Annotated in this window: 19 protein-coding genes; all 19 read right to left on the bottom strand. The window is 73.8% G+C overall.

The annotated features are described in order from the left end of the window. Window positions 1-6: 6 nt before the first annotated feature. Window positions 7-426, bottom strand: coding sequence for a TraR/DksA C4-type zinc finger protein (locus OG799_RS02510; RefSeq protein WP_007463005.1), 420 nt, complete (start codon window positions 424-426; stop codon window positions 7-9). A gap of 230 nt (window positions 427-656) precedes the next feature. Continuing rightward, window positions 657-2,159 carry a potassium/proton antiporter gene (locus OG799_RS02505; protein ID WP_406042668.1) on the bottom strand — a complete coding sequence of 501 codons (1,503 nt, stop codon included), beginning with the start codon at window positions 2,157-2,159 and terminating at the stop codon, window positions 657-659. A gap of 22 nt (window positions 2,160-2,181) precedes the next feature. Continuing rightward, entirely contained in the window at window positions 2,182-2,481 is a 300-nt protein-coding gene (locus OG799_RS02500) for a DUF167 domain-containing protein (protein WP_406042666.1), read from the bottom strand. 12 nt (window positions 2,482-2,493) lie between these two features. Continuing rightward, window positions 2,494-3,084 (bottom strand): hypothetical protein, encoded by a 591-nt coding sequence (locus OG799_RS02495; RefSeq protein ID WP_406042664.1) that lies wholly within the window; start codon window positions 3,082-3,084, stop codon window positions 2,494-2,496. Window positions 3,085-3,158: 74 nt separating this feature from the next. Further along, on the bottom strand, window positions 3,159-3,962 hold the full coding sequence (locus OG799_RS02490; RefSeq protein WP_406042662.1) for a DivIVA domain-containing protein: 804 nt from the start codon (window positions 3,960-3,962) through the stop codon (window positions 3,159-3,161). Between the two features lie 44 nt (window positions 3,963-4,006). Next, on the bottom strand, window positions 4,007-4,312 hold the full coding sequence (locus OG799_RS02485) for a YggT family protein (RefSeq protein ID WP_406042660.1): 306 nt from the start codon (window positions 4,310-4,312) through the stop codon (window positions 4,007-4,009). A gap of 28 nt (window positions 4,313-4,340) precedes the next feature. Further along, the gene (locus tag OG799_RS02480; protein WP_406042658.1) at window positions 4,341-5,033 is read right to left on the bottom strand and encodes a cell division protein SepF; all 693 of its coding nucleotides are present in this window, start codon (window positions 5,031-5,033) and stop codon (window positions 4,341-4,343) included. Window positions 5,034-5,224: 191 nt separating this feature from the next. Continuing rightward, window positions 5,225-5,977 carry a YggS family pyridoxal phosphate-dependent enzyme gene (locus OG799_RS02475; RefSeq protein ID WP_406042656.1) on the bottom strand — a complete coding sequence of 251 codons (753 nt, stop codon included), beginning with the start codon at window positions 5,975-5,977 and terminating at the stop codon, window positions 5,225-5,227. An 8-nt stretch (window positions 5,978-5,985) separates the two neighbouring features. Beyond that, window positions 5,986-7,101: a cell division protein FtsZ gene (ftsZ, locus tag OG799_RS02470; protein ID WP_406042654.1), complete on the bottom strand. Its 1,116-nt coding sequence runs from the start codon at window positions 7,099-7,101 to the stop codon at window positions 5,986-5,988. Between the two features lie 261 nt (window positions 7,102-7,362). Further along, window positions 7,363-8,175, bottom strand: coding sequence for a cell division protein FtsQ/DivIB (locus OG799_RS02465; RefSeq protein ID WP_406042652.1), 813 nt, complete (start codon window positions 8,173-8,175; stop codon window positions 7,363-7,365). After that, window positions 8,172-9,653 carry a UDP-N-acetylmuramate--L-alanine ligase gene (murC, locus tag OG799_RS02460; RefSeq protein WP_406042650.1) on the bottom strand — a complete coding sequence of 494 codons (1,482 nt, stop codon included), beginning with the start codon at window positions 9,651-9,653 and terminating at the stop codon, window positions 8,172-8,174. The genes OG799_RS02465 and murC overlap by 4 nt, the downstream gene beginning before the upstream one ends. 31 nt (window positions 9,654-9,684) lie before the next feature. Further along, a complete protein-coding gene (murG, locus tag OG799_RS02455; RefSeq protein ID WP_406042648.1) occupies window positions 9,685-10,791 on the bottom strand; it encodes an undecaprenyldiphospho-muramoylpentapeptide beta-N-acetylglucosaminyltransferase in 1,107 nt (368 codons plus the stop codon). Continuing rightward, window positions 10,791-12,227, bottom strand: coding sequence for an FtsW/RodA/SpoVE family cell cycle protein (locus tag OG799_RS02450; RefSeq protein WP_406046179.1), 1,437 nt, complete (start codon window positions 12,225-12,227; stop codon window positions 10,791-10,793). The genes murG and OG799_RS02450 overlap by 1 nt, the downstream gene beginning before the upstream one ends. A 203-nt stretch (window positions 12,228-12,430) precedes the next feature. Further along, the gene (gene mraY / locus OG799_RS02445; protein ID WP_406042646.1) at window positions 12,431-13,555 is read right to left on the bottom strand and encodes a phospho-N-acetylmuramoyl-pentapeptide-transferase; all 1,125 of its coding nucleotides are present in this window, start codon (window positions 13,553-13,555) and stop codon (window positions 12,431-12,433) included. Further along, window positions 13,552-14,949, bottom strand: coding sequence for a UDP-N-acetylmuramoyl-tripeptide--D-alanyl-D-alanine ligase (murF, locus tag OG799_RS02440; RefSeq protein ID WP_406042644.1), 1,398 nt, complete (start codon window positions 14,947-14,949; stop codon window positions 13,552-13,554). The genes mraY and murF overlap by 4 nt, the downstream gene beginning before the upstream one ends. Next, entirely contained in the window at window positions 14,946-16,469 is a 1,524-nt protein-coding gene (locus OG799_RS02435) for a UDP-N-acetylmuramoyl-L-alanyl-D-glutamate--2,6-diaminopimelate ligase (RefSeq protein WP_406042642.1), read from the bottom strand. Before OG799_RS02435 ends, murF begins: the two co-directional genes overlap by 4 nt. Window positions 16,470-16,561: 92 nt before the next feature. Further along, the gene (locus tag OG799_RS02430; protein ID WP_406042641.1) at window positions 16,562-18,781 is read right to left on the bottom strand and encodes a peptidoglycan D,D-transpeptidase FtsI family protein; all 2,220 of its coding nucleotides are present in this window, start codon (window positions 18,779-18,781) and stop codon (window positions 16,562-16,564) included. A gap of 4 nt (window positions 18,782-18,785) precedes the next feature. After that, window positions 18,786-19,391: a hypothetical protein gene (locus OG799_RS02425; protein WP_406042639.1), complete on the bottom strand. Its 606-nt coding sequence runs from the start codon at window positions 19,389-19,391 to the stop codon at window positions 18,786-18,788. Continuing rightward, a complete protein-coding gene (gene rsmH, locus OG799_RS02420) occupies window positions 19,388-20,497 on the bottom strand; it encodes a 16S rRNA (cytosine(1402)-N(4))-methyltransferase RsmH (RefSeq protein WP_406042637.1) in 1,110 nt (369 codons plus the stop codon). Before rsmH ends, OG799_RS02425 begins: the two co-directional genes overlap by 4 nt. Between the last annotated feature and the right edge of the window lie 139 nt (window positions 20,498-20,636).

Raw genomic sequence — 20,636 nt, 5'->3', positions numbered from 1 at the left:
GCGGGCCTAGCGCCGCTCCTCCAGCTGCTTGCAGGTCACGCAGAGGGTGGCCGACGGGAAGGCGGCGAGGCGCTCCACCGGAATGGGGTTGCCGCACCGCTCGCACCAGCCGTAACCACCCTCGTCGAGCCGCTCCAGAGCCCGCTCGACCTGCGTGATCCGTTCCAGAATGCTGTTGGCTAGTGAGATCTCCTGCTCGCGCTCGAACGTCTTGGTGCCGGTGTCGGCCTGGTCGTCCCCGGCCGAGTCCGTCAGCCGGTCGCGCTGCAGCTCGGTGATCTCGCTCAGCGTCTGATCGTACTCGGCGCGCAACTCGTCGCGCCGGGCCGCCAGGGCCGCCCGGATCTTCTCGGTCTCCGCCGCGCTGCGGGTGGCCTTCGCCACCGGCTTGCGGCCGGCGGTCCTGGTATCGGCTGGCTTCGCCATCGTCAGCTCCCTCAGCCGCGGATGCGCGGCGGTCGGCGGTGCGGTGCCTGGGCAGGGGCCACCTGCCAGGGCGTCCCCAAGTACGGAAACGGGTGCACAGCGACCAGGGCCGCGCACTCCGGAGGGTGGCAAGAATACGGAACGTACAGGCGTCCGACAACGTGCCGCACCGTTGCTCCGCGTTTCAGGCCCGAACAGCCACCAATCAGGGCAAAAGGAACGCTAGCAGATTATCCGTCCCGGTCCTCGCCGTACTCGCCAAACCACCGGGCCAGCCGACCCCGGCGGCTGACCGCTCGCAACCGCCGCTCCACCTCGTCCCGGACCTCGGCCGTGGCGACGATGAGCAGGCTGTCGCCGACCTTCAGCCGGGTGTCCGGCCCGGGCACGAAACCCGCCCCGTCGCGCAGCACCAGGGTCACCGAGGCGCCCACCGGCAGCCGCAGCTCGTCCACGTGCACCCCGCCCAGCCGGGAACCAGGCGGCACCTCAAGCTGGAGCAGGTCCGCCCGCATCCGTTCGAGAGGGGCCGTCTCCACCCGGATCTCGGCCGCCTCGGCCGGGGCGGTCACCCCCAGCCGGCGGGCCGCCGGAGCAAGGGTCCCTGCCTGCACCAGGGTGAAGATCACCACCAGCACGAAGACCGCGTCGAAGAGCCGGTCCGCCCCCGGGACCCGCTCGGAGAGCGGGATGGTGGCCAGCACGATCGGCACCGCGCCACGCAGCCCGGCCCAGGACAGGAACGCCTGCTCACGCAGGCCGAGCCGGAACGGCAGCGCGGAGACCGCCACCGACAGCGGCCGGGCGGCCAGCAGCAGGGCCACGCCGGCCACCACCGCCGGCAGCACCGCGGCGTCCAGCCGGCCCGGCGACACCAGCAGGCCGAGCAGCACGAAGAGGCCGATCTGGGCCAGCCAGGCCAGCCCGTCGGCGAAGCCCAGGATGGCCTGCCGGTGCGGCAGCCGGGCGTTGCCGAGCAGCACCCCGGCGACGTACACGGCGAGGAAGCCGGAGGCGTGCAGCACCGCCCCGGCGGCGTACGCCAGCACGGTGAAGCCGACCACCGCGATCGGGTAGAGCCCCGCCGAGGGCAGCGCGGCCCGGCGCAGCGCCCACCGACCGGCGATCCCGGCCGCCACCCCGACCGCCGCGCCGACGCCCAGCTCGTACCCGACCAGGAGGACCTCGTACCACCACGGGTGGGCGGCGGGGGCGGCCCGGGAGAGCAGCACCACCAGGATCACCGCCGGGGCGTCGTTGATGCCCGACTCGGCCTCCAGGGTGGCCACCAGCCGGGGCGGCAGGCGCAGCCGGCGCAGGGTGGCGAAGACGGCCGCTGCGTCGGTGGAGGAGAGCACCGCGCCGTAGAGCAACGCCAGCCGCCAGTCCAGGCCGAGCAGCAGGTGCACGACGAGACCGACGACCACGATGCTGACCACCACGCCGACCGTGGAGAGCGCGGCGGCCAAGCCGAGCACCGGCCGCAGGGTGCTCCACCGGGCGCTCAGCCCGCCCTCCGCGATGATCACGATGAGCGCGCAGAAGCCGAGCATCCGGGTCAGCTCGACGTCGTCGAAGCGGATGCCCAGGCCCGCCTCGCCGATCGCCACCCCGAGCGCGAGGTAGACCAGGAGGCTGGGCACCCCGAGCCGGGTGGAGAACCGCACCGCGCCCACCGCCACCAGCAGGACGGCCGCGCCGAGCAGCAGCGCGAGATCCAGCCCGGGGGTCATCCGCGGCCGGCCCGGGCGGCCCTCACTCGGCCGATCCGTCGCGCAGCCGGCGCAGCACCCCGGGCAGCTCCGACGACGGGCGCTCGACCAGGAAGAGCTTGTCGCGGCTGGCCGCGCCGGTGCGCAGCGAGACCGTCGCCGCCCGGACGCCCAGCGCATCCGCGAGGGCGCGGCGGGCCGCCTCGGTGGCCCGGCCGTCGACCGCCGGGGCGTTCACGGCGATCACCAGGGCCGGCCCGTGCGGACCGTCGAAGCGGCCGCCGACCCGGGCCCGGGAGGCGCCGGCCTTCACCCGTACGGCCACGGTGAGCGTGTCGTCCATGGGAACCGGCACTCAGCTCGGTCGCGAGTCGGCGAGCAGCGCGGTGGCCGGGGCGCACCGGGCGCACGGGGTGAAGCCCAGCTCGACCGCCTCGGCAACCGGGATCCGGGACGGCACCCGGTCGAGCAGGTGCGGGCAACTGGCGAGGTGGTACCGCGGCCGGCCCTGCACCACGTGGACCGGGGTGGCCAGTTGGGCGACGAGCGCCTCGTCGTCGGGCCGGACCTGCTGGGCGTCCGGTTCGTCGAGCGGCTCGTCGGTGCCGGGCCCCGGGGCCGGCCGTGGCCGCAGGTCGGAGCCCGACGGTGCACCGGGTGGTTGCCGCCACCCGGTGCCCACCGTCGGAGGGACGTGCTGCAGGGGAATCTCTGGCTCCCCGACTCCCGCGCCGTACGCCGTGCGCGGCCCTGCCGGCCCGGTCGGACGCGTCCGACCGGTCGTCGCCCGGGTGGCGGCTGCCTGGCGGGCACCCGCGACGAGGGCGACGGCGGCCAGCAGGCTGGCCGCGATGGAGGTGATCAGCAGCGGACTGGACCCGCCGGCCAACCCGGCCACCAGGAGCACGACGGCGACGAGGATGAGCAGGATGCTGGCGACTATCACGGCTCACCCCCGCCGCATCGGGTCGGTCTGCGAGCGGTCGGCGGCCGCCGCGGGGACGGCCGCCGACGGCGGGATCAGCGGCCGGACTCGAGCGAGCCCGAGCGACCGCCACCGTACGAGCCGGCGAGGCTGGCTGCGGCGAGGCCGTTGCTGCCACCCGCGGCGCGGTTGCCCTCGGTGCGGTTGACCTCGGCCTCCAGCCCCTGGGCCCGGCCGTCGAGGTCCCGCAGCTGGCTCTCCAGGTACGCCTTGAGCCGGGTGCGGTACTCGCGCTCGAACTGCTTGAGCTCCTCGATGTGCTTCTGCAGCGCGGTGCGCTTGGCGTCCAGGCCGCCCATGGCCTCCTGGTGCCGCTGGCGGGCGTCGCGCTCCAGCGCGTCGGCCTTGGCGCGGGCCTCGCGGGTGACCTCCTCGGCCTTGGAACGGGCCTCGGAGAGCAGTTGGTCGGCCTCGCGGCGGGCGTCCGACACGTGGTCGTCGGCGGTGCGCTGGGCCATCATCAGCACCCGCAGCGCCTGCTGCTCGCCGTCCGCGCCGGCGGCCGGGCCGCCCTGGGTGCGGACCTGCTCCAGCTCGGCCTGCATCGCCCGGGCCGCCTGCTCGGCGGCCGCCTTGTCGCGCTGCACCCGGTCCAGCTGGGCCTTGACGTCGTTCAGCTCCGCCGCGAGACGGGGGTCGCCGCCGGGGCCGGCGGGGGCGGGGCCACGGCCGCCGCGCTCCACCTGGGCGCGCAGCTCGTTGTTCTCCTCGATCAGACGGGCGAGCTCGCGCTCGACCTCGTCCAGGAAGGCGTCGACCTCCTCCTCGTCATACCCCCGCTTGCCGATCGGCGGCTTTTTGAAGGCGACGTTGTGGACGTCGGCCGGGGTCAGCGGCATCGAAACTCCTCGGGTCAGTTGCGGCCGCGAAAGCAGCGCGCTGGTCAGGAGAAGTTCCTGATCAGCGGATCTAACACGAACTCCATCAGCACGAACAGGATAACCAGGAGCACAAGAGAGGCCAGGTCGATGCTCACGCTACCAATTCGCAGTGGTGGGATCACACGCCTCAACGTCCGCAGAGGCGGATCAGTGACGCTCCACACCGATTCCAGTCCCGCCGATGCTCCCCGTCCCGGTTGCCAGCGGCGACCGTACGCGAGGACGGCCCCAAGGACAAATCGGGCCAAAAGCACGAGCAGGAACAGATAGACGAGCAGGTACAGCACCTGGAACAGGATCGACAACACGGCAGGCGACGTCCCTCGGTCGGGCGGGCTAGCTCAGGCTGAAAAAGCCGCCCTCAGCGATCTTGGCCTTGTCCTCCGCGGTGACCTGGACATTGGCCGGTGAGAGCAGGAACACCCGGTTGGTCACGCGCTCGATCGTACCGCGCAGTCCGAACGCCAGCCCGGCGGCGAAGTCGACCAGCCGGCGGGCGTCCGCCTCGTCCATCTCGGTGAGGTTGATGATCACGGGCACGCCGTCGCGGAAGTGCTCGCCGATGGTGCGCGCCTCGCGGTAGGTGGTGGGGTGCAGCGTGGTGATCTGGTAGCGCTGCTCCTCCTCCGCCACCACGGCCCGCTCCCGCTGCTGGACCTGCGGGGCCAGGGCGAGGTTGTCCCGGGTGTGGTAGGTCAGCGCGCCCGAGGTCTCCCCGCTCCCCGACCGGGTGATCGACCGGACGCTGGACCGCTCGACCCGCTCCGGCCGCTCGCCGTCGACCCGGTCGGCCTCCGCCGCGCGGCTCGAGGCGCGCTCGGTCAGCCGACCCCGGTCACCGACCCGGGGACGCGGCGGCGGCTCCTCCGACTCGTCGTCGTCCTCGTCGGCGAACTCCTCGGAGTAACGACTCGACCGGTAGCGCGAGTCGCGGTAGCCGCCCTTGTCGTAGCCACCGTCCTCGTAGGCCCGCTCGTCGTCCTCCTCGACCAGACCGAGCCAGACCCCCGCCTTGCGCAGTGCACCCATCCCGCGCCCTTCCGTCCGCTGTGCGGCACGCACCCCCGTGCCGTGTCGCTTGATCACGAGTGGACAACCGATGCCCACCGGACCGGATCGGCAATCCCGTAGCGTGCGATTCGCGTCGCCCGCCATGGCCCCCGACAACGGGCTGCCGTTCCTGAACAACACTGATGTAATTTGCTTCTCTCGCGGTCAGGCTACCGCAGCGTGGGGCGCATTCCGAGCAACGCGCTGCCGACGCGGACATGTGTCGCGCCGTACCCGATCGCGATTTCCAGATCCCCGCTCATTCCGGCCGACAGCATCGTCGCCGCCGGATGTTGCCGGCGGAACCACTCCGCCACCTCGGCCAGCCGGGCGAACGCCCGCTCCGGCTCCCAGCCCAGCGGCGCCACCGCCATCAGGCCGCCCAGCCGCAGCGACCCCGCACCGGCCACCGCCTCGGCCACCGGGCCGAGGCCACGGTCCGGGTCCACCGAGTCCGGCAGCGCCCCGCCCCGGGGCGGGTCCCCGTCGATGCTCACCTGCACCAGCACGTCCAGCGGCCGGTCCCGGTCCGCGCCGGCCGCCGCCGCGGCGTCCAGCGCCCCGGCCAGGCGGACACTGTCGACCGACTGCACGACATCGGCGTACCGGACCACCGAACGGCACTTGTTGCGCTGCAACTGGCCGATGAAGTGCCAGCGCGGTCGTACCCCGGCCGCCGAAACCTCGGCGGCCTTGGGCGCCGCCTCCTGGTCTCGGTTCTCCCCCACGTCGGCGACGCCGAGCCCGGCCAGGGCCACCACGTCGCCGGCCGGGTAGGTCTTGGTCACCGCGATCAGGGTGACCTCGGCCCGGTCCCGGCCGGCGGCGGCGCAGGCGTCGGCGATCCGGGCCCGCACCTGGGCGAGCCCGGCCGCGAGCTCGGCACGACGGTCCGGTCGTACCGAGGCTGGTGTCTGGGTCACGGCGCGGCTCAGGAGCCGTTCTTGAGGAAGTCCGGCACGTCCACGTCGTCGAAGAGCACCCGACGCGGCGACTGCTGCGGCGCCGGCATGGTGGCCGGCGGCGTGACCGGCGGGCCGGTCTGCGCCGGCTGGTTCTGGTTCGGCTTGCGGGCCGGCTCGGCCGCCTTGTACGCGGGCGTGCCTCCGTCGAAGCCCGCCGCGATCACCGTCACCCGGACCTCGTCGCCGAGGGCGTCGTCGATGACCGCGCCGAAGATGATGTTGGCGTCCGGGTGGGCCGCGTCGGTGACCAGCTGGGCCGCGTCGTTGATCTCGAACAGGCCCAGGTCGGAGCCGCCGGCGATGGAGAGCAGCACGCCGCGCGCGCCGTCCATGCTCTGCTCCAGCAGCGGGCTGGAGATGGCCGCCTCGGCCGCCTCCACCGCGCGGTTCTCACCGCGGGCGCTGCCGATGCCCATCAGCGCGCTGCCGGCGCCGCTCATCACGCTCTTGACGTCGGCGAAGTCCAGGTTGATCAGACCCGGGGTGGTGATCAGGTCGGTGATGCCCTGGACACCGGAGAGGAGCACCTGGTCGGCGGTGCGGAAGGCGTCCATCATGGAGATGTTGCGGTCGCCGAGCGCGAGCAGCCGGTCGTTCGGGATGACGATCAGCGTGTCGCACTGGTTGCGCAGCTCGTCGATGCCGGACTCGGCCTGCACCTGGCGGCGCTTGCCCTCGAAGGAGAACGGCCGGGTCACCACGCCGATGGTCAGCGCGCCGAGCTTGCGGGCGATGTTCGCCACCACCGGCGCGCCGCCGGTGCCGGTGCCGCCGCCCTCACCGCAGGTCACGAAGACCATGTCGGCGCCCTTGAGCACCTCCTCGATCTCGTCGCGATGGTCCTCGGCGGCGTTCTTGCCGACGTCCGGGTTGGCCCCGGCGCCGAGCCCCCGGGTCAGCTCCCGGCCCACGTCGAGCTTGACGTCGGCGTCGCTCATCAGCAGCGCCTGCGCGTCGGTGTTGATCGCGATGAACTCGACGCCCTTGAGCCCAACCTCGATCATCCGGTTGACGGCGTTGACGCCGCCGCCCCCGATGCCGACGACCTTGATGACCGCCAGGTAGTTGTGCGGAGGTGTCATCTCCGGTCCTTTCCCTTCGAGATTGGCATGGGCCGACCCCACACGGCTTGGCCAGACCAGCGGTCGACGCAGTTCCCAGCGAGGGCGTGGGTCGAAACCCTCACCCTCTACTAGAGGCTCACAGTTATGTCAACCACTGATCCTCTTCGGGGCAACGTAAGCGCCTCCACGCCGAGAGCCAAGGACCCGCCCGGCGTGTCGCCGCCCATAGCGGGACGAGTCACGTCCCGCCGGCCGCCGCGCACCCCGCTGACCGGCGGATCACTGGAAGGTGACCACGTCCGGCGCGCTCACGTCGATCGTGTCGGCCTGCCGACCCAGCAGCGCCGTGGCCACCCGCGACTTGTCCGGATTCCGGGTGGCATCCCCCCACACCACCGTCCGGCCGTGCCGCAGCCGCAGCCTGATCCGGGCCAGCCCGGCCACGTCCACCGCGACCAGCTCGGCGCGCAGCTGCGGGCTCAGCGCCGCCAGCACCGCCAGCCCGGCCCGGGTGCCCGGATCGTCGGGCGCCGGCTTGCCGACCCGGACCAGCGGCAACCCGTCCGGGGCCCGGGGCACGGTCTGGAACACCACCCCGGCGCGGTCGAGCACGGCGAACTGCTCCCCCTGCGGCACCGCCGCCACGGCCGTCCGCTCCACCACCCGGATCACCAGCGTGCCCGGCCAGTCCCGGGACACCGACGCGCGCTCCACCGGCGCCAGCGCGCCGACCCGCCGGGCGGTCGCCGTCAGGTCCACCCGGGCCAACGGCTGGTCGTCCGGCACCGCCGCCGCGTCCCGCACCTCGACCGGCGTGACCAGCTTCGCGCCGACCACCCGGACCTCGCGGACCCCGAACAGGCCGGTGCCCAGCACGGTCCAGGCGACCAGCCCGGCCAGCGCGAGCACCCCGACCGCGACCGCCCAGGGCAGGGCGGCCCGCATCCGGCGCTGCCGGGCCCGGGCCATGAACCGCCGGGTCGACGGCGGGACCGCGTCGCTGCCCGCCCGGACCAGCTGCCAGCGCCGCACCGGTCCGCGCCGGCCGCCGTCCGGGCCGGGCGTCCGGCCCCGGGCCGGGCCGGGACTCATCCGGCCGCGGCGGCCGCGCCGTCCGTGTCGACGGCGGCGCCCACGGCCGTCGCGCCACCGGTACGGGCCAGCAGCGCGTCGAGCAACTGGTCACCCATCAGCGAGATGGGTGGCGCGCCCATGGTCACCACGACGTCCCCCGGGCGGGCCCGGCGGGCCACCTCGGCCGGTACCTCGTCCCACGAGTCCGCGAAGACCTTCCGGTCCGCCGGCAGCGGCACCGCCTCGATCAGCGCGGCCGAACCCTCGCCGGGCTGCCGCAGCTCACCCGGGCCGAAGACCTCCAGCAGCACCAGCTCGTCGGCGATACCGAGCGCCGCGGCGATCTCCGCCTGCAGGTCCCGGGTGCGGTACAGCCGGTACGGCTGGAAGACCACGATCAGCCGGCCCTCGCCGGCCACCTCGCGCAGCGTCTGCAGGGCCAGCGTCATCGAGGTCGGGTGGTACGCGTACTCGTCGTAGACCAGCACGCCGTCCGCGACGCCCTTGCGCTCGAAGCGCCGCCGGACGCCGGGGAACGCGCCCAGCGCGGCCTCCGCCGCCTCGACCGGCAGCTCCAGCAGGTACGCGGCGAGCACCGCCGAGGCGCTGTTGAGCCCCATGTGCCGCCCGGGCACCGGCAGCCGGATCTCGCCCAGCGACCGGCCCTCGATCCCGGCCAGGTAGCGCACCCCCTGGGCGGACGAGGCCATCTCGCTCAGCCGCAGGTCGGCGTCGGCGGCCTCGCCGTACGTCCACACCCGGCGCCCCTCGGCCCGCAGCGCCTCGGCCAGCCGCCGGCCGCCCGCGTCGTCGGCGCAGGTGATGATGAAGCCGTCCGGGTCGGTGAGCCGGGCGAACTCGGCGAACGTCGCCTCCAGGTTCGCCAGGTCGCCGTACGTGTTGAGGTGGTCCGCCTCGATGTTCGTGATGATCGACACGTACGGCCGGTAGATCAGGAACGAGCGGTCACTCTCGTCCGCCTCGACCACGAAGTACTCGCCGGTGCCGTGGTGCGCGCCGGAGCCCACCTCGGAGATCTCCCCGCCGATCACGAAGGACGGGTCGGCACCGGCCTGCTGGAGCACCATGGTCACCATCGAGGTGGTGGTGGTCTTGCCGTGGGTGCCCGCGACCGCCACGGTGCGCCGGCCGGTCATCGCCGCCGCCAGGGCCTCGGAGCGGTGCAGCACCCGCAGCCCGCGCCGGCGCGCCTCGACCATCTCCAGGTGGTCCTGCGGGATCGCCGAGGAGTAGACCACCGTGTCCACACCGTCGAGGTTGGTCGCCTCGTGGCTCATGTGGATGGTGCCGCCGAGCGCCCGCAGGCCGGCCAGGGAGGGCCACTCCCGCAGCTCGCTGCCGGAGACCGGCAACCCCCGGGTGAGGAAGAGCCGGGCCAGGCCGCTCATGCCGACCCCGCCCACCCCGATCAGGTGGATCCGGCCCAGGTCCTCCGCGGTCAGCGTGCCGGCGGGGGTGAACTGCGCGGTGTTCATGAGAGATACCTTCCCGTCGCGACGGTCCGACTCATCGGGCCACCGCCTCGTAGACGAAGTTCAGCAAGGCCTCGTCGCCGTCCCGGCGGCCGTACGCGGCGGCGGCGGCGCCCATCGCGTACAGCCGCTGGGGGTCCCGGACCAGCGGGATGACCGTCCGCTCCAGCCAGTCCGGGGTCAGCTCGGCGTCGTCGACGAGCAGCCCGCCACCGGCCTCCACCACGGGCAGCGCGTTGCGCTTCTGCTCCTGGTTGCTGTGCGGGTACGGCACGTAGATGGTGGGCAGTCCGATCGCGGCCACCTCGGCGCAGGTCATCGCCCCGCCCCGGGCCAGCATCAGGTCGGCGGCCGCGTAACCCAGCTCCATCTCGGACAGGTAGGGCAGGGTCACGTACGGCACCGGCAGGTCGGTGGGGACCGGCACCGGCTCGTTGCGGGCACCCATGACGTGCAGCACCTGCACGCCGTTGCGGGCCAGCTCCTTGGCCGACCCGGCGACCGCCAGGTTGATCGAGCGGGCGCCCTGCGAGCCGCCGGCGACGAAGAGCACCGGCAGGTCGGGGCGGAGTCCGAAGTGGGCCCGTGCGGCGTTGCGGACGGCCGCCCGGTCCAGCCCGGCGATCCCCCGACGCAGCGGCACGCCGACCACCCGGGCGTCGCGCAGCGACTCGGCCTGCGCCGGCTGGTGCGGGAAGCCCACGGCGACGTTCTTGGTGAACTTCATCCCGAGCCGGTTGGCCACGCCCGGGGGCACGTTCACCTCGTGGATGACGATCGGCAGCTCGCGCCGCCAGGCGGCCAGGTAGCCGGGGACCGACACGTACCCGCCGAAGCCGACCACGACGTCGGCCTGGACCTCGTCGATCACCTTGCCCGCCGCGCGGGACGCCTTCCACATCCGGTCCGGGGTGCGGACCAGGCTCATGTTCACCGAGCGGGGCAGCTGGTAGGCCGGGATCTGCCGCAGGTCGTAGCCGGCCGGCGGGATCAGCTCGTTCTCCAGGCCCTTCGGGGTGCCCAGGCAGGTGATCCGGACGCCCGGGTCGTGTCGGCGCAGGCAGTCGGCGAAGGCCAACAACGGGTAGATGTGCCCACCCGTGCCCCCTCCGCAGAGCACCACCGAACGCAGCGGACCCATCAGCGTCTCCTCTCGCTCGCCGCGCCGGCGCGCGTCCGGCTCGGCCGGGCGCCGCGGGCCGCGGCCTGGTCGTCGGGCCGCCGCGCCCGGGACCGGGGTACGGGCCCGGGGTCGGCCGGCGGTGACGCCGGGCGGCGACGCCGGCCGGGAAGCGGCGGTAACGGGGCCCACACTAGTCGGACCCACCGGGCCGGTGGACGGGCATGCAGGGCTCGGGCCGCGTCGGGCTCGGCGCGGGCGAAGGAGGCGAGCATCCCGACGGCCGCCAGGGTGACCACCAGGGCGCTGCCGCCGTCGGAGATGAACGGCAGCGGCACGCCGGTCAGCGGCAGCAGCCCGGTCACCCCGCCGATGTTGATCACGGCCTGGCCGACCAGCCAGGCGGTGACGCCGGCGGCGGCGAGCCGGCGGAACGGGTCCTCGACCCGCCGGGCGATCCGCAGCCCGGTGTACGCCAGCACGGCGAAGAGCACCAGCACCACGGTGCAGCCGACCACGCCCAGCTCCTCGGCGATGATCGCGAAGATGAAGTCGTTGTGCGCCTCGGGCAGCCAGCCGAACTTGAAGCTGCTCTTGCCCAGCCCCACGCCGAACCAGCCGCCGTGCTCGATGGCGTTTCGCGCCTGGACGATCTGATAACAGTTGTTCTCGATGCACTTGGCCGGGTCGGACTGATCGAGGAACACGGTGAGCCGGGCCAGCCGGTAGTTCTCGGCGTCGCGCGAGCCGGAGCCGGCGCCCAGGGAGGCCGCGGCGATCAGCAGGCCGACGCCGGCCAGGCCGACCGCCGAGAGCGCGGCGAAGACCTGCAGCCGGACGCCGGCCGCCCAGAGCAGCCCGACCACCAGGGCCAGCAGGCAGAGCATGCTGCCCAGGTCGTTGTAGCCGACCAGCACGAAGAGCAGGCCGACCACCGGGAAGAGCGGGGTGGCCAACTCCTTCCACCAGCCCAGCGCGGCGCCCTTGCGGGCGAGCACATGGGCGCCCCACAGCGCCAGCGCGAACTTGGCCAGCTCGGCCGGCTGGACCTGGATCGGGCCGAGATAGAGCCAGAGCAGCTCGGCGTGCAGCGGGCCGACCGACTTCACCCCGAACAGCGATTCCAGCGCCACCAGCAGGTTGAGCACGAGCAGCAGCACCACCGCCGCGCCCAGCGCCGGCCGGCCCAGCGCCCGGAAGGTCCGGGCGGGCAGCCGCTGGCAGGCCCAGAACGCCACGATGCCGATCACCGCGAAGATCGTCTGCTTGACCACGGACGCGGTCGCGTCGCCGTCCTCGGCGTAGTCCTTCACGCTGGTCGCCGAGAAGACCATGGTCAGTCCGAGCAGCAGCAGCAGGCCGGCGCTGGAGAGCAGCAGGTAGTAGGAGGCCAGGGGGCGGGCGAGCAGGCCACGCAGCGCGGCCAGCCCGCCGGCCGCGTCCAGGCCGAACAGCACGCCGGGCGGCTCGGCCGGTCGCGCCGGCGCGGGCGGTCGGCGGGTCTGCGTCTCGGTCGTGCCCTCGATGTCTCGTTCCTCCCCCACCCGCCCATCATCGCGGCTGGGCCGGCCCGCCCGTGGCGCAACCGCCCGGTCGGCGTGTCGGAACGCGAAAGGGAGGGGCCGCCGGGGCCCCTCCCTCTCCGTGTCGACGTCCCGCCTCAGGTGACCGCGGCGAGGAACTCGCTGTAGAACAGGCCCAGCGCGATGGCCACGCCGATCCCGGCGATGATCCAGAACCGGACCACGATGTTGACCTCGCTCCAGCCGGCGAGCTCGAAGTGGTGCTGCAACGGAGACATCCGGAACACCCGCTTGCCGGTGGTCCGGAAAGAGATGATCTGGATCACCACGGACATCGTGATGATCACGAAGAGCAGGCCGATGATCGGCAGCAGCAGGATGGTCCGGGTGGACATCGCCATGCCGGCGATCAGGCCGCCCAGGCCGAGCGCCCCGGTGTCGCCCATGAAGATCCGGGCCGGCGAGGTGTTCCACCACAGGAAGCCGACACAGGCCCCGGCCGCCGCCCCGGCGATCAGCGCGATCTCCAGCGGGTCCCGGACCGTGTAGCAGTACGCCTCGGTGTAGTTCGGGTCCGCGCACCAGTGCCGGTACTGCCAGAAGGCGATCAGCGCGTACGCGGCGAGCACCATCACCGAGGCACCGGTGGCCAGGCCGTCCAGGCCGTCGGTGAGGTTCACGCCGTTGGTCGCCGCCATCACCACCAGGATGATCACGATCACCGAGGCGACCTTGCCGATCTCCAGCACGGGGATGTCCCGGATGAAGCTCAGCGTGGTGCTGCCGACGGTCTCGGCATTCGTCCGGGCGCCGGTGACGTCGTACATCCTGCTCGGGAAGTAGAGCGCCACGATGCCGAAGATCGCCCCGACCAGGATCTGGCCGGCCAGCTTGCCGCGCTTGTTCAGGCCGCCGCTGTGCCGCTTGCGCACCTTGAGGAAGTCGTCGATGAAGCCGACCGCGCCGGAGAAGACCATCAGGCCGAGCAGCACCAGCGCGGTCATGGTCGGCTCGACCTGGGCGATCTGGGCGTCCGGCAGGGTGGTCAGCGCGAGGTGGCCGGCGACGTACGCGATCACCGTGGCCAGGATGAAGACCACGCCGCCCATCGTCGGCGTGCCCTTCTTGGTCTGGTGCATGGCCGGGCCCTCGGCCCGGATCGGCTGGCCGGCCTTGAGCCGGGTGAACACCTTGATCGCGATCGGGGTGCAGAGCAGCGAGATCAGGAAGGCAACCCCGATGGCGACGATGACCGCCCTCATGAGGTGACCCCCTCCCCGGTGGCCTCGCGCAGCGCGTCGGCCACCTCCCAGGTGCGGTACCGGGAGCCCTTCACCAGCACCACATCACCCGGTCGTAGCTCGCCCCGCAGCACCTCGACGGCCGCCGCCTGATCGGTGAGCAGCACCGACTCTCCTCCCCAGTCACTTACCGCTGTCGCGCCTTCCTGGATCGGCGCCGCCGGCTCGCCCACCACGAGCAGCCGATCGACGCCCAGCTCGGCCGCGAGCCGGCCGACCTGCTGGTGCCCCTCCCGTTCGAAGTCTCCCAGCTCGGCCATGTAGCCGAGCACCGCGACGGTACGCCCCTGCCCGCGCAGGCCGGCGAGCGCCCGCAGCGCGACCGCCGTCGAGGCCGGGTTGGCGTTGTACGAGTCGTCGATCACGGTGACCCCGTCGGAGCGTTCGAAGACGTCCATCCGGCGCGTCGAGACCAGCCCCAGCTCGCCCAGCGCGACGGCCAGCTCGGCCAGGGGCATCCCCAGCTCGCGGGCCACCGCCGCGGCGGCGAGGGAGTTGGAGACCTGGTGCCGCCCGGTCAGCCCGAGCCGCACCGGCGCGCTGCCCTCCGGGGTCACCAGGGTGTACGACGGGCGCCCCCGCCCGTCCAGCGTCACGTCCACCGCCCGCACGTCGGCGTGCGCCGCCTCGCCGTACCGGACCACCCGGGCGTGGGTGCGGGTGGCCATCGCGTCGACCAGCGGATCGTCGGCGTTGAGCACGGCCAGCCCGTCGACGGGCAGCGCCTCGACCAGCTCACCCTTGGCCAGGGCGATGGTCTCCACCGACCCGAACTCGCCGATGTGCGCGACCCCGACGTTGAGCACCACGGAGATCCGCGGCGGCACCACGTCGCAGAGGTAGCGGACGTGCCCCACCCCGCGGGCGCCCTTCTCCATCACCAGGTAGCGGGTCTCCGGCCCGGCCTGCAACGCCGTGTACGGGTGGCCCAGCTCGTTGTTGAACGAGCCGGGCGGCGCCACGGTCGGGCCGAGCCGCACGGTGAGCTGGGCGATCAGATCCTTGGTGGTGGTCTTGCCCGACGAGCCGGTCAGCCCGATCACGGTGAGCCCGGGCAGCCGGTCGACCACCGTGCGGGCCAGCCGCCCCATCGCGGCGAGGGCGTCGTCGACCAGCACCATCGGCACGCCGGGGACCTCCCGCGTGCCGAGCACCGCCACCGCGCCGGCCGAGACCGCCCCGGCGGCGTAGTCGTGCCCGTCCACCTTCTCCCCGGGGAACGCCACGAAGAGCCCACCCGGGGCGACCTTGCGGGAGTCGAACTCCACCGTCCCGGTCACCCGGACGTCCGGGTCGGCCGCGACCAGCCGCCCGTCGACGGCCGAGGCGACCTCGGCCAGGGTCAGCGGGATCACCGTCGACCCGCCAGGTCACCGAAACGGGCGCGCAGCGCCTCGGCCAGCTCCACCCGGTCGTCGAACGGGAGCACCTCGCCGGCGATCTCCTGGCCGCGCTCCTGCCCCTTGCCCAGCAGCGCCACCACGTCGTCCGGCTCGGCCAGCCGGACCGCCTCGGCGATGGCCGCCCGCCGGCCGTCCACCTCGATGATCCGGGCCGTCGTCCCGGCTGCGTACGCCCCGGCGAGCACCTCGGCGCGGATCGCCGCCGGGTCCTCGGTGCGCGGGTTGTCGTCGGTCACCAGCACCACGTCGGCTCCCTCCGCCGCGGCGGCGCCCATCACCGGCCGCTTGCCCCGGTCCCGGTCGCCGCCCGCGCCGATCACGCAGATCAACCGCCCGGTGCTCAGCTCACGCAGGGCGACCAGGACGGCCTCGATCGCATTGGCCTTGTGCGCGTAGTCGACGACGCCGCGCACCGGCGCGTCGCCGCTGACCAGCTCGAGCCGCCCCGGCACCCCGCCGCAGGCGGACACCCCGGCGACCGCGGTCGCCGGGTCCACCCCGGCGGCGACCAGGGTGGCGACGGCCAGCAGCGCGTTCGCCACGTTGTGCCGGCCCGGCAGCGCCACCGTGGCGGGCCGGGTCAGCCCGTCCGGGCCGTGCACGGTGAAGCGCTGGGCGTACCCCTCGCCGTCGATCCCGTCGGCCCACCAGGTGGCGGTCGGGTCGCCGGCCGCCGAGTAGCTGACCGTGGCCGGCTTGAACAGCGGGCGCAGCGCCGGGTCGTCGAGGTTGAGCACCTCGGCCCGGCACCGGCCGTCGAAGAGCCTGGCCTTGGCCGCGAAGTAGTCCGCCGAGTCGGCGTGGAAGTCCAGGTGGTCGGAGCCGAAGTTGGTGTAGCCGCCGACGGTGAAGCGGACACCACCGACCCGCCCCATGGCCAGGGCGTGGCTGGAGACCTCCATGACCACGGCGGTCACCCCGCGCTCCCGGGCGACGGCGAGCATGGCGTGCAGGTCGGTCGCCTCCGGGGTGGTCCGCACGCTGTCGATCACCAGGTCGCCCAGCCGGGTCTCCACGGTGCCGATCAAGCCGGTGGTGTGGCCGGCGGCGCGCAGCCCCGACTCGATCAGGTAGCTGGTGGAGGTCTTGCCGGCGGTGCCGGTCACCCCGATCACCGTCAACCCCGCGGTCGGGTCGCCGTAGACGGTCGCGGCGACGTCGCCGAGCACCGCCCGGGGGTCGTCGACCACCAGCGTCGGCAGGCCCGCCGCGGCGGCCAGCTCGGCGCCGGCCGGGTCGGTCAGCAGCGCCACCGCGCCGGCCTCGGCCGCCCCCGCGGCGAACTCCGCGCCGTGCCGGCGGGCGCCGGGCAGCGCCGCGTACAGGTCCCCCGGGTGGACCTCCTGGCTGGCGTGGGTCACCCCGGTCACGGCGACGTCGGCGGCCCCCTCGGGCGGCGCTACGGCGAGCCGAGCGGCGAGGGCGCCGAGCCGGACGGGCTGCACGGTACGGGGACGCGGATTGCCGGGCACGGCGTCAGACCCTACCCGGTCGTCCGGGTTCCGACCGCACAGCCGCCCCGGTGGTTCGTCGCCACTCACCGATGATGTCCCGTCCGCCCCGCTCAGCGCGGAAAGACCTCGAACTTGGGGGACCGGCTGGTCGCCGACGACGGCACCCGGTAGTGGCGCAGGGTGTAGCCCATCATCTCCCGGAAGGCCGGCGCGGAGACGGCGCCGCCCTCGCCCCCGGGGCTCCAGACGAAGACCGCCACCACGTAGCGGGGGTGCTCGGCCGGGGCCATGCCGATGAACGAGGCGACGTCGCCGGGCTGCCGCTTGCCGTCGGCGTAGCGCAGGCCGGTGCCGGTCTTGCCGGCCACCCGGTAGCCGGGTACGGCGGCGGCCAGGCCGGTGGCGCGCTCGTACGGGCCCTCGTCGACCGTGGTGACCGCCTCCAGCATGGTGCGCAGCGCGGCGGCGTTGGCCGGGCTGAGCACCGACCGGGTGACCGGCTTCGGGCCCGGTGTCCGCTTCCCGTCCGGGCCGATCACCTCCTTGATCAGGTGCGGCTGGACGTACGTGCCGTCGTTGGCGATGGCGGCGTACGCGGCGGCCATCTGCAGCGGGGTGGCGTCCACGCTGTGCCCGATCGGCACCGACCCGTACGACGAGCCGCTCCACTCGGCGGCGGGGAGCAGCCGGCCGGACGCCTCCCCCGGCATGCCCTCGCCGGTGGGCTGCCCCAGCCCGAACCGCTTCTGGTAGTCGATCAGCCGGTCCCGGCCCAGCTTGTCGGCGATCTCGATGGTGCCGACGTTGGAGGAGAAGGCGAGCATCCCGGGGATGCTCATCTTCCTCCCGTTGGCCGGGTGGGTGTCCTGGAAGGGTGTGTCGCCCTTCTGGATGGTGTTGGGCACCGGGAACGCGGTGTCCGGGGTGATCACGCCTTCCTGGAGGGCCGCGCCGTAGGTGATCGCCTTGTGGATCGAGCCGGGGTCGACCACGAAGCTGGTCGCCGCGTCCTCCCGGTCGGTGGGCCTGCTGCCGTCCGGGTCCGCCGCGTCGTACGTGGGGTAGCTGGCCTGGGACAGCACGTCGCCGGTGGAGACGTCGATGATCACCGCCGCGCCGACGCTGCCCCTGGTCTGCGCCATCCGGGTGCTGAGGATCCGCTGCGTCTGGAACTGCAGGTCCCGGTCGATGGTCAGCGTCAGCGAGCTGCCCGGCTTGGGCAGGGTCGTCTGGCTGTAGCCGCCGGGGATCGGGGCGGCCAGGTCGCCCCGGCCGATCTCGTACGTCTTCCTGCCGGCCTGGCCCTGGAGCAGGTCGTCGTACTTCGCCTCCAGCCCCTCCAGGCCGTTCATGTCCTGGCTGACGAAGCCGATCAGGTTGGCGCCCAGGTCGCCGCCGGGCACCTCGCGCCGCTCGTCCCGGTGCGTGCCGATGCCGGCCAGGTCCAGCGCCATGATCTGCTTGGCCTTGCCGACCTCGACCCCGCGCGCCAGGTACTCGAACTGCGACGGGACGCCCGTGGGCAGCTTGCCGGGCTTCATCTTCTCGGCGAGGTCCGACACGGGCACGCCGAGCAGCGGGGAGAGCAGCCGGGCGGTGGCGAACCGGTCCTTCACCCGGGTCGGGTCCGCGTAGACGTACCGCGCCTCGACGCTGTGCGCCAGCGGGGCGCCGGTCCGGTCGTAGATCGCGCCACGCGGCGCGGGCAGGTCGACCACCGCCAGCGGCCGGCCGGGGAGGCCGCCGTCGGCGTACGCCGGGGTGTCCACGGTCTGCAGGAAGACCAGCCGGATGCCGATCGCGGCGAACAGGGTCAGGGTGAGCAGCGTGCCGAGCCGCAGCCGGCGGCGCGGGTCGGCGAGCTTCGGCGGGCGGCGCGGCTTGCGCGACGGCCGCCGGGCGGCCGGCCGGTCCGGCCGGCGCGGGCCGGGCCGCCGCCGCGGCGCCGGCTCGTCGTCGTCGAACGGCTCCCGCACGCCGCGGGCCGAGACGGTCCGCACCACGCCGGCCCGACCGCCCGGGGCGGCCTCCCGTCGGCCGGTGCGGCCGGCGGGCGCACGGCCGCCGTCGAGCACCTGCAACGCGGGCCGGAACGGGTCGCCGGACCGGCTGCTGCGTGGGGTACGCCGCTGCTCCGCGCCCCCGGTGGGCGCGGACCGGGCGGCCCCGCCCTCGCGGATGGTGCGCCCCCGGGGCGTGTACGCCCGGGCGTCGGAGATCCCGCCGACGCCCGGCTCACCCGAGCGCGGGTCGGCGCCCCGACCGCCCCGGGACGAGCCGCGCCGGGAGCCCGTGGGGTCCCGGCGCGGTTCCTCCGATCTCGGGGGCACCTGACTACCTCCCGTTGCCCTGCTGGCTGGTGATCGCCGGCGCGCCCTCCGCCGGGTGCGGAACGCCGATCATCTTCCCGTCCGGCAGCCGGATGTACGCGGGGTCGTCGGACTCGACCAGGCCGAGCTTGCGGGCGTTGGCGGTCAGGTTGCCCGGCGCCTTCTGCTCGGCGATCTCCTTCTCCAGCTGCTGCTGGTCGACGTCGAGCTTGGCCTGCTGCTGCTGCAGCTTCTCCAGCTTGAAGGCGTTCTCGTTGATCTTCGTGTTGACCAGCAGGATGCCGAGCACCCCGCCGACCACCAGGACCAGGATCAGCCCGACGAACGGGGCCCGCGGCACGGAGACCGGCGGCGGCGGGGCGACCCGCAGCCGCGGCGCCGCGGCCGCGGTGGTGGCCTTCGTCCGCTCGGCCGGGCGCAGCGCGGCGCTGCCCTGGGTGGGGAACTCGCGCGCCCCCCGGGCGCGAGTCTCCTCCCGACGGTCGAGCCGGTCGGCCCCCGCCGTCGCCGTCGACCCTCGCGTGGTGCGCTGCGCCGCGGTCCGGCCCCCCGACCGCGGTGCGCGCTGAGCGATGCCGGTGTCCCGGCCGTCGCGCCTGTTGACGTTCATGTCCCCTCCCCCTCTTCGTCCGTCCCACTGCCGTCCCCGGGGGCCGACCGCGGATCCGTCCCGGATCCCGGTGACCCCGTCCCCGGTTGGTGCATCGCCTTGACCCGGCGGCGGTACCGTTCGCGGTCGGTACGCCCCTGCCGGGTCGCCTCCGGGTCGAGCCGTTCCGCGGCCCGCAGCCGCACCGAGGCGGCGCGCGGGTTCGCGGCCACCTCCGCCTCCCCGGGGAGCTCGGCGCCCCGGCTGAGCAGCCGGAACGTCGGGCCCGACCCGGGCAGTTCGACCGGGAGGTCGATCGGGCCCTTGCTGCGGACCCGGTCGGCGAGCGCCTGCTTGGTGAGCCGGTCCTCCAGCGAGTGGTAGGACAGGACCACCATGCGGCCGCCCACGGTGAGCTTGTCGAGAGCGGCCGGCAGCGCCGCCTCCAGCGCTGCCAGCTCCTTGTTTACCTCGATCCGTAAAGCCTGAAACGTTCTCTTTGCCGGGTGTCCACCGGTTCGTCGGGCTGGTGCCGGAATGCTCTCCCTGACCAGCTCGGCCAACCGCGCCGACGAGGTGATCCGGCCGCGCTCCCGCTCCCGGATGATCGCCGAGGCGATCCGCCCGGCGAACTTCTCCTCGCCGTACACCCGCAGCACCCGGGCCAGGTCCGGATGGGCGTACGTGTTGACCACCTCCTCGGCGGTCACCCCCCGGGTCTGGTCCATCCGCATGTCCAGCGGCGCGTCCTGCGCGTACGCGAACCCGCGGTCGGGCGCGTCCAGTTGCAGGGACGAGACGCCGAGGTCGAACAGGATCCCGTCGATCGCCGGGTAGCCGAGCCGGTCGAGCACCTCGGGCAGCTCGTCGTAGACGGCGTGCTCCAGGTGGATCCGGTCGGCGAACCGGGCCAGCCGGACCCGCGCGTGGGCGAGGGCCTCGGTGTCCCGGTCCAGGCCGATCAGCACCGTGTTCGGGTGCGCCTCCAGGACCGCCTCGGCGTGCCCGGCCAGGCCGAGCGTCGCGTCGACGTGGACGGTGCGTCCGTTCCGACCCAGCGCGGGGGCCAGCAACTCGAGACACCGCTCGAGCAGCACCGGCACGTGCGTGCCACGCAGCTCCCCCATGTCGACCCCCACTGGTTGAAACCCACTTCCGTCCGTTTGCGTGCTGTCGTCGCCACGACGCCTCGTCATACCGCCAGATCCCCATCCGCTCCCGCCCGCCGGAGGCCGCGGCCCCCCGATACGGATCGTGCGCCTGGCA

The sequence above is a fragment of the Micromonospora sp. NBC_00898 genome, assembly GCF_045207895.1.
GTDB lineage: Bacteria > Actinomycetota > Actinomycetes > Mycobacteriales > Micromonosporaceae > Micromonospora.
This window is presented reverse-complemented; position numbering and strand designations above follow the sequence as displayed.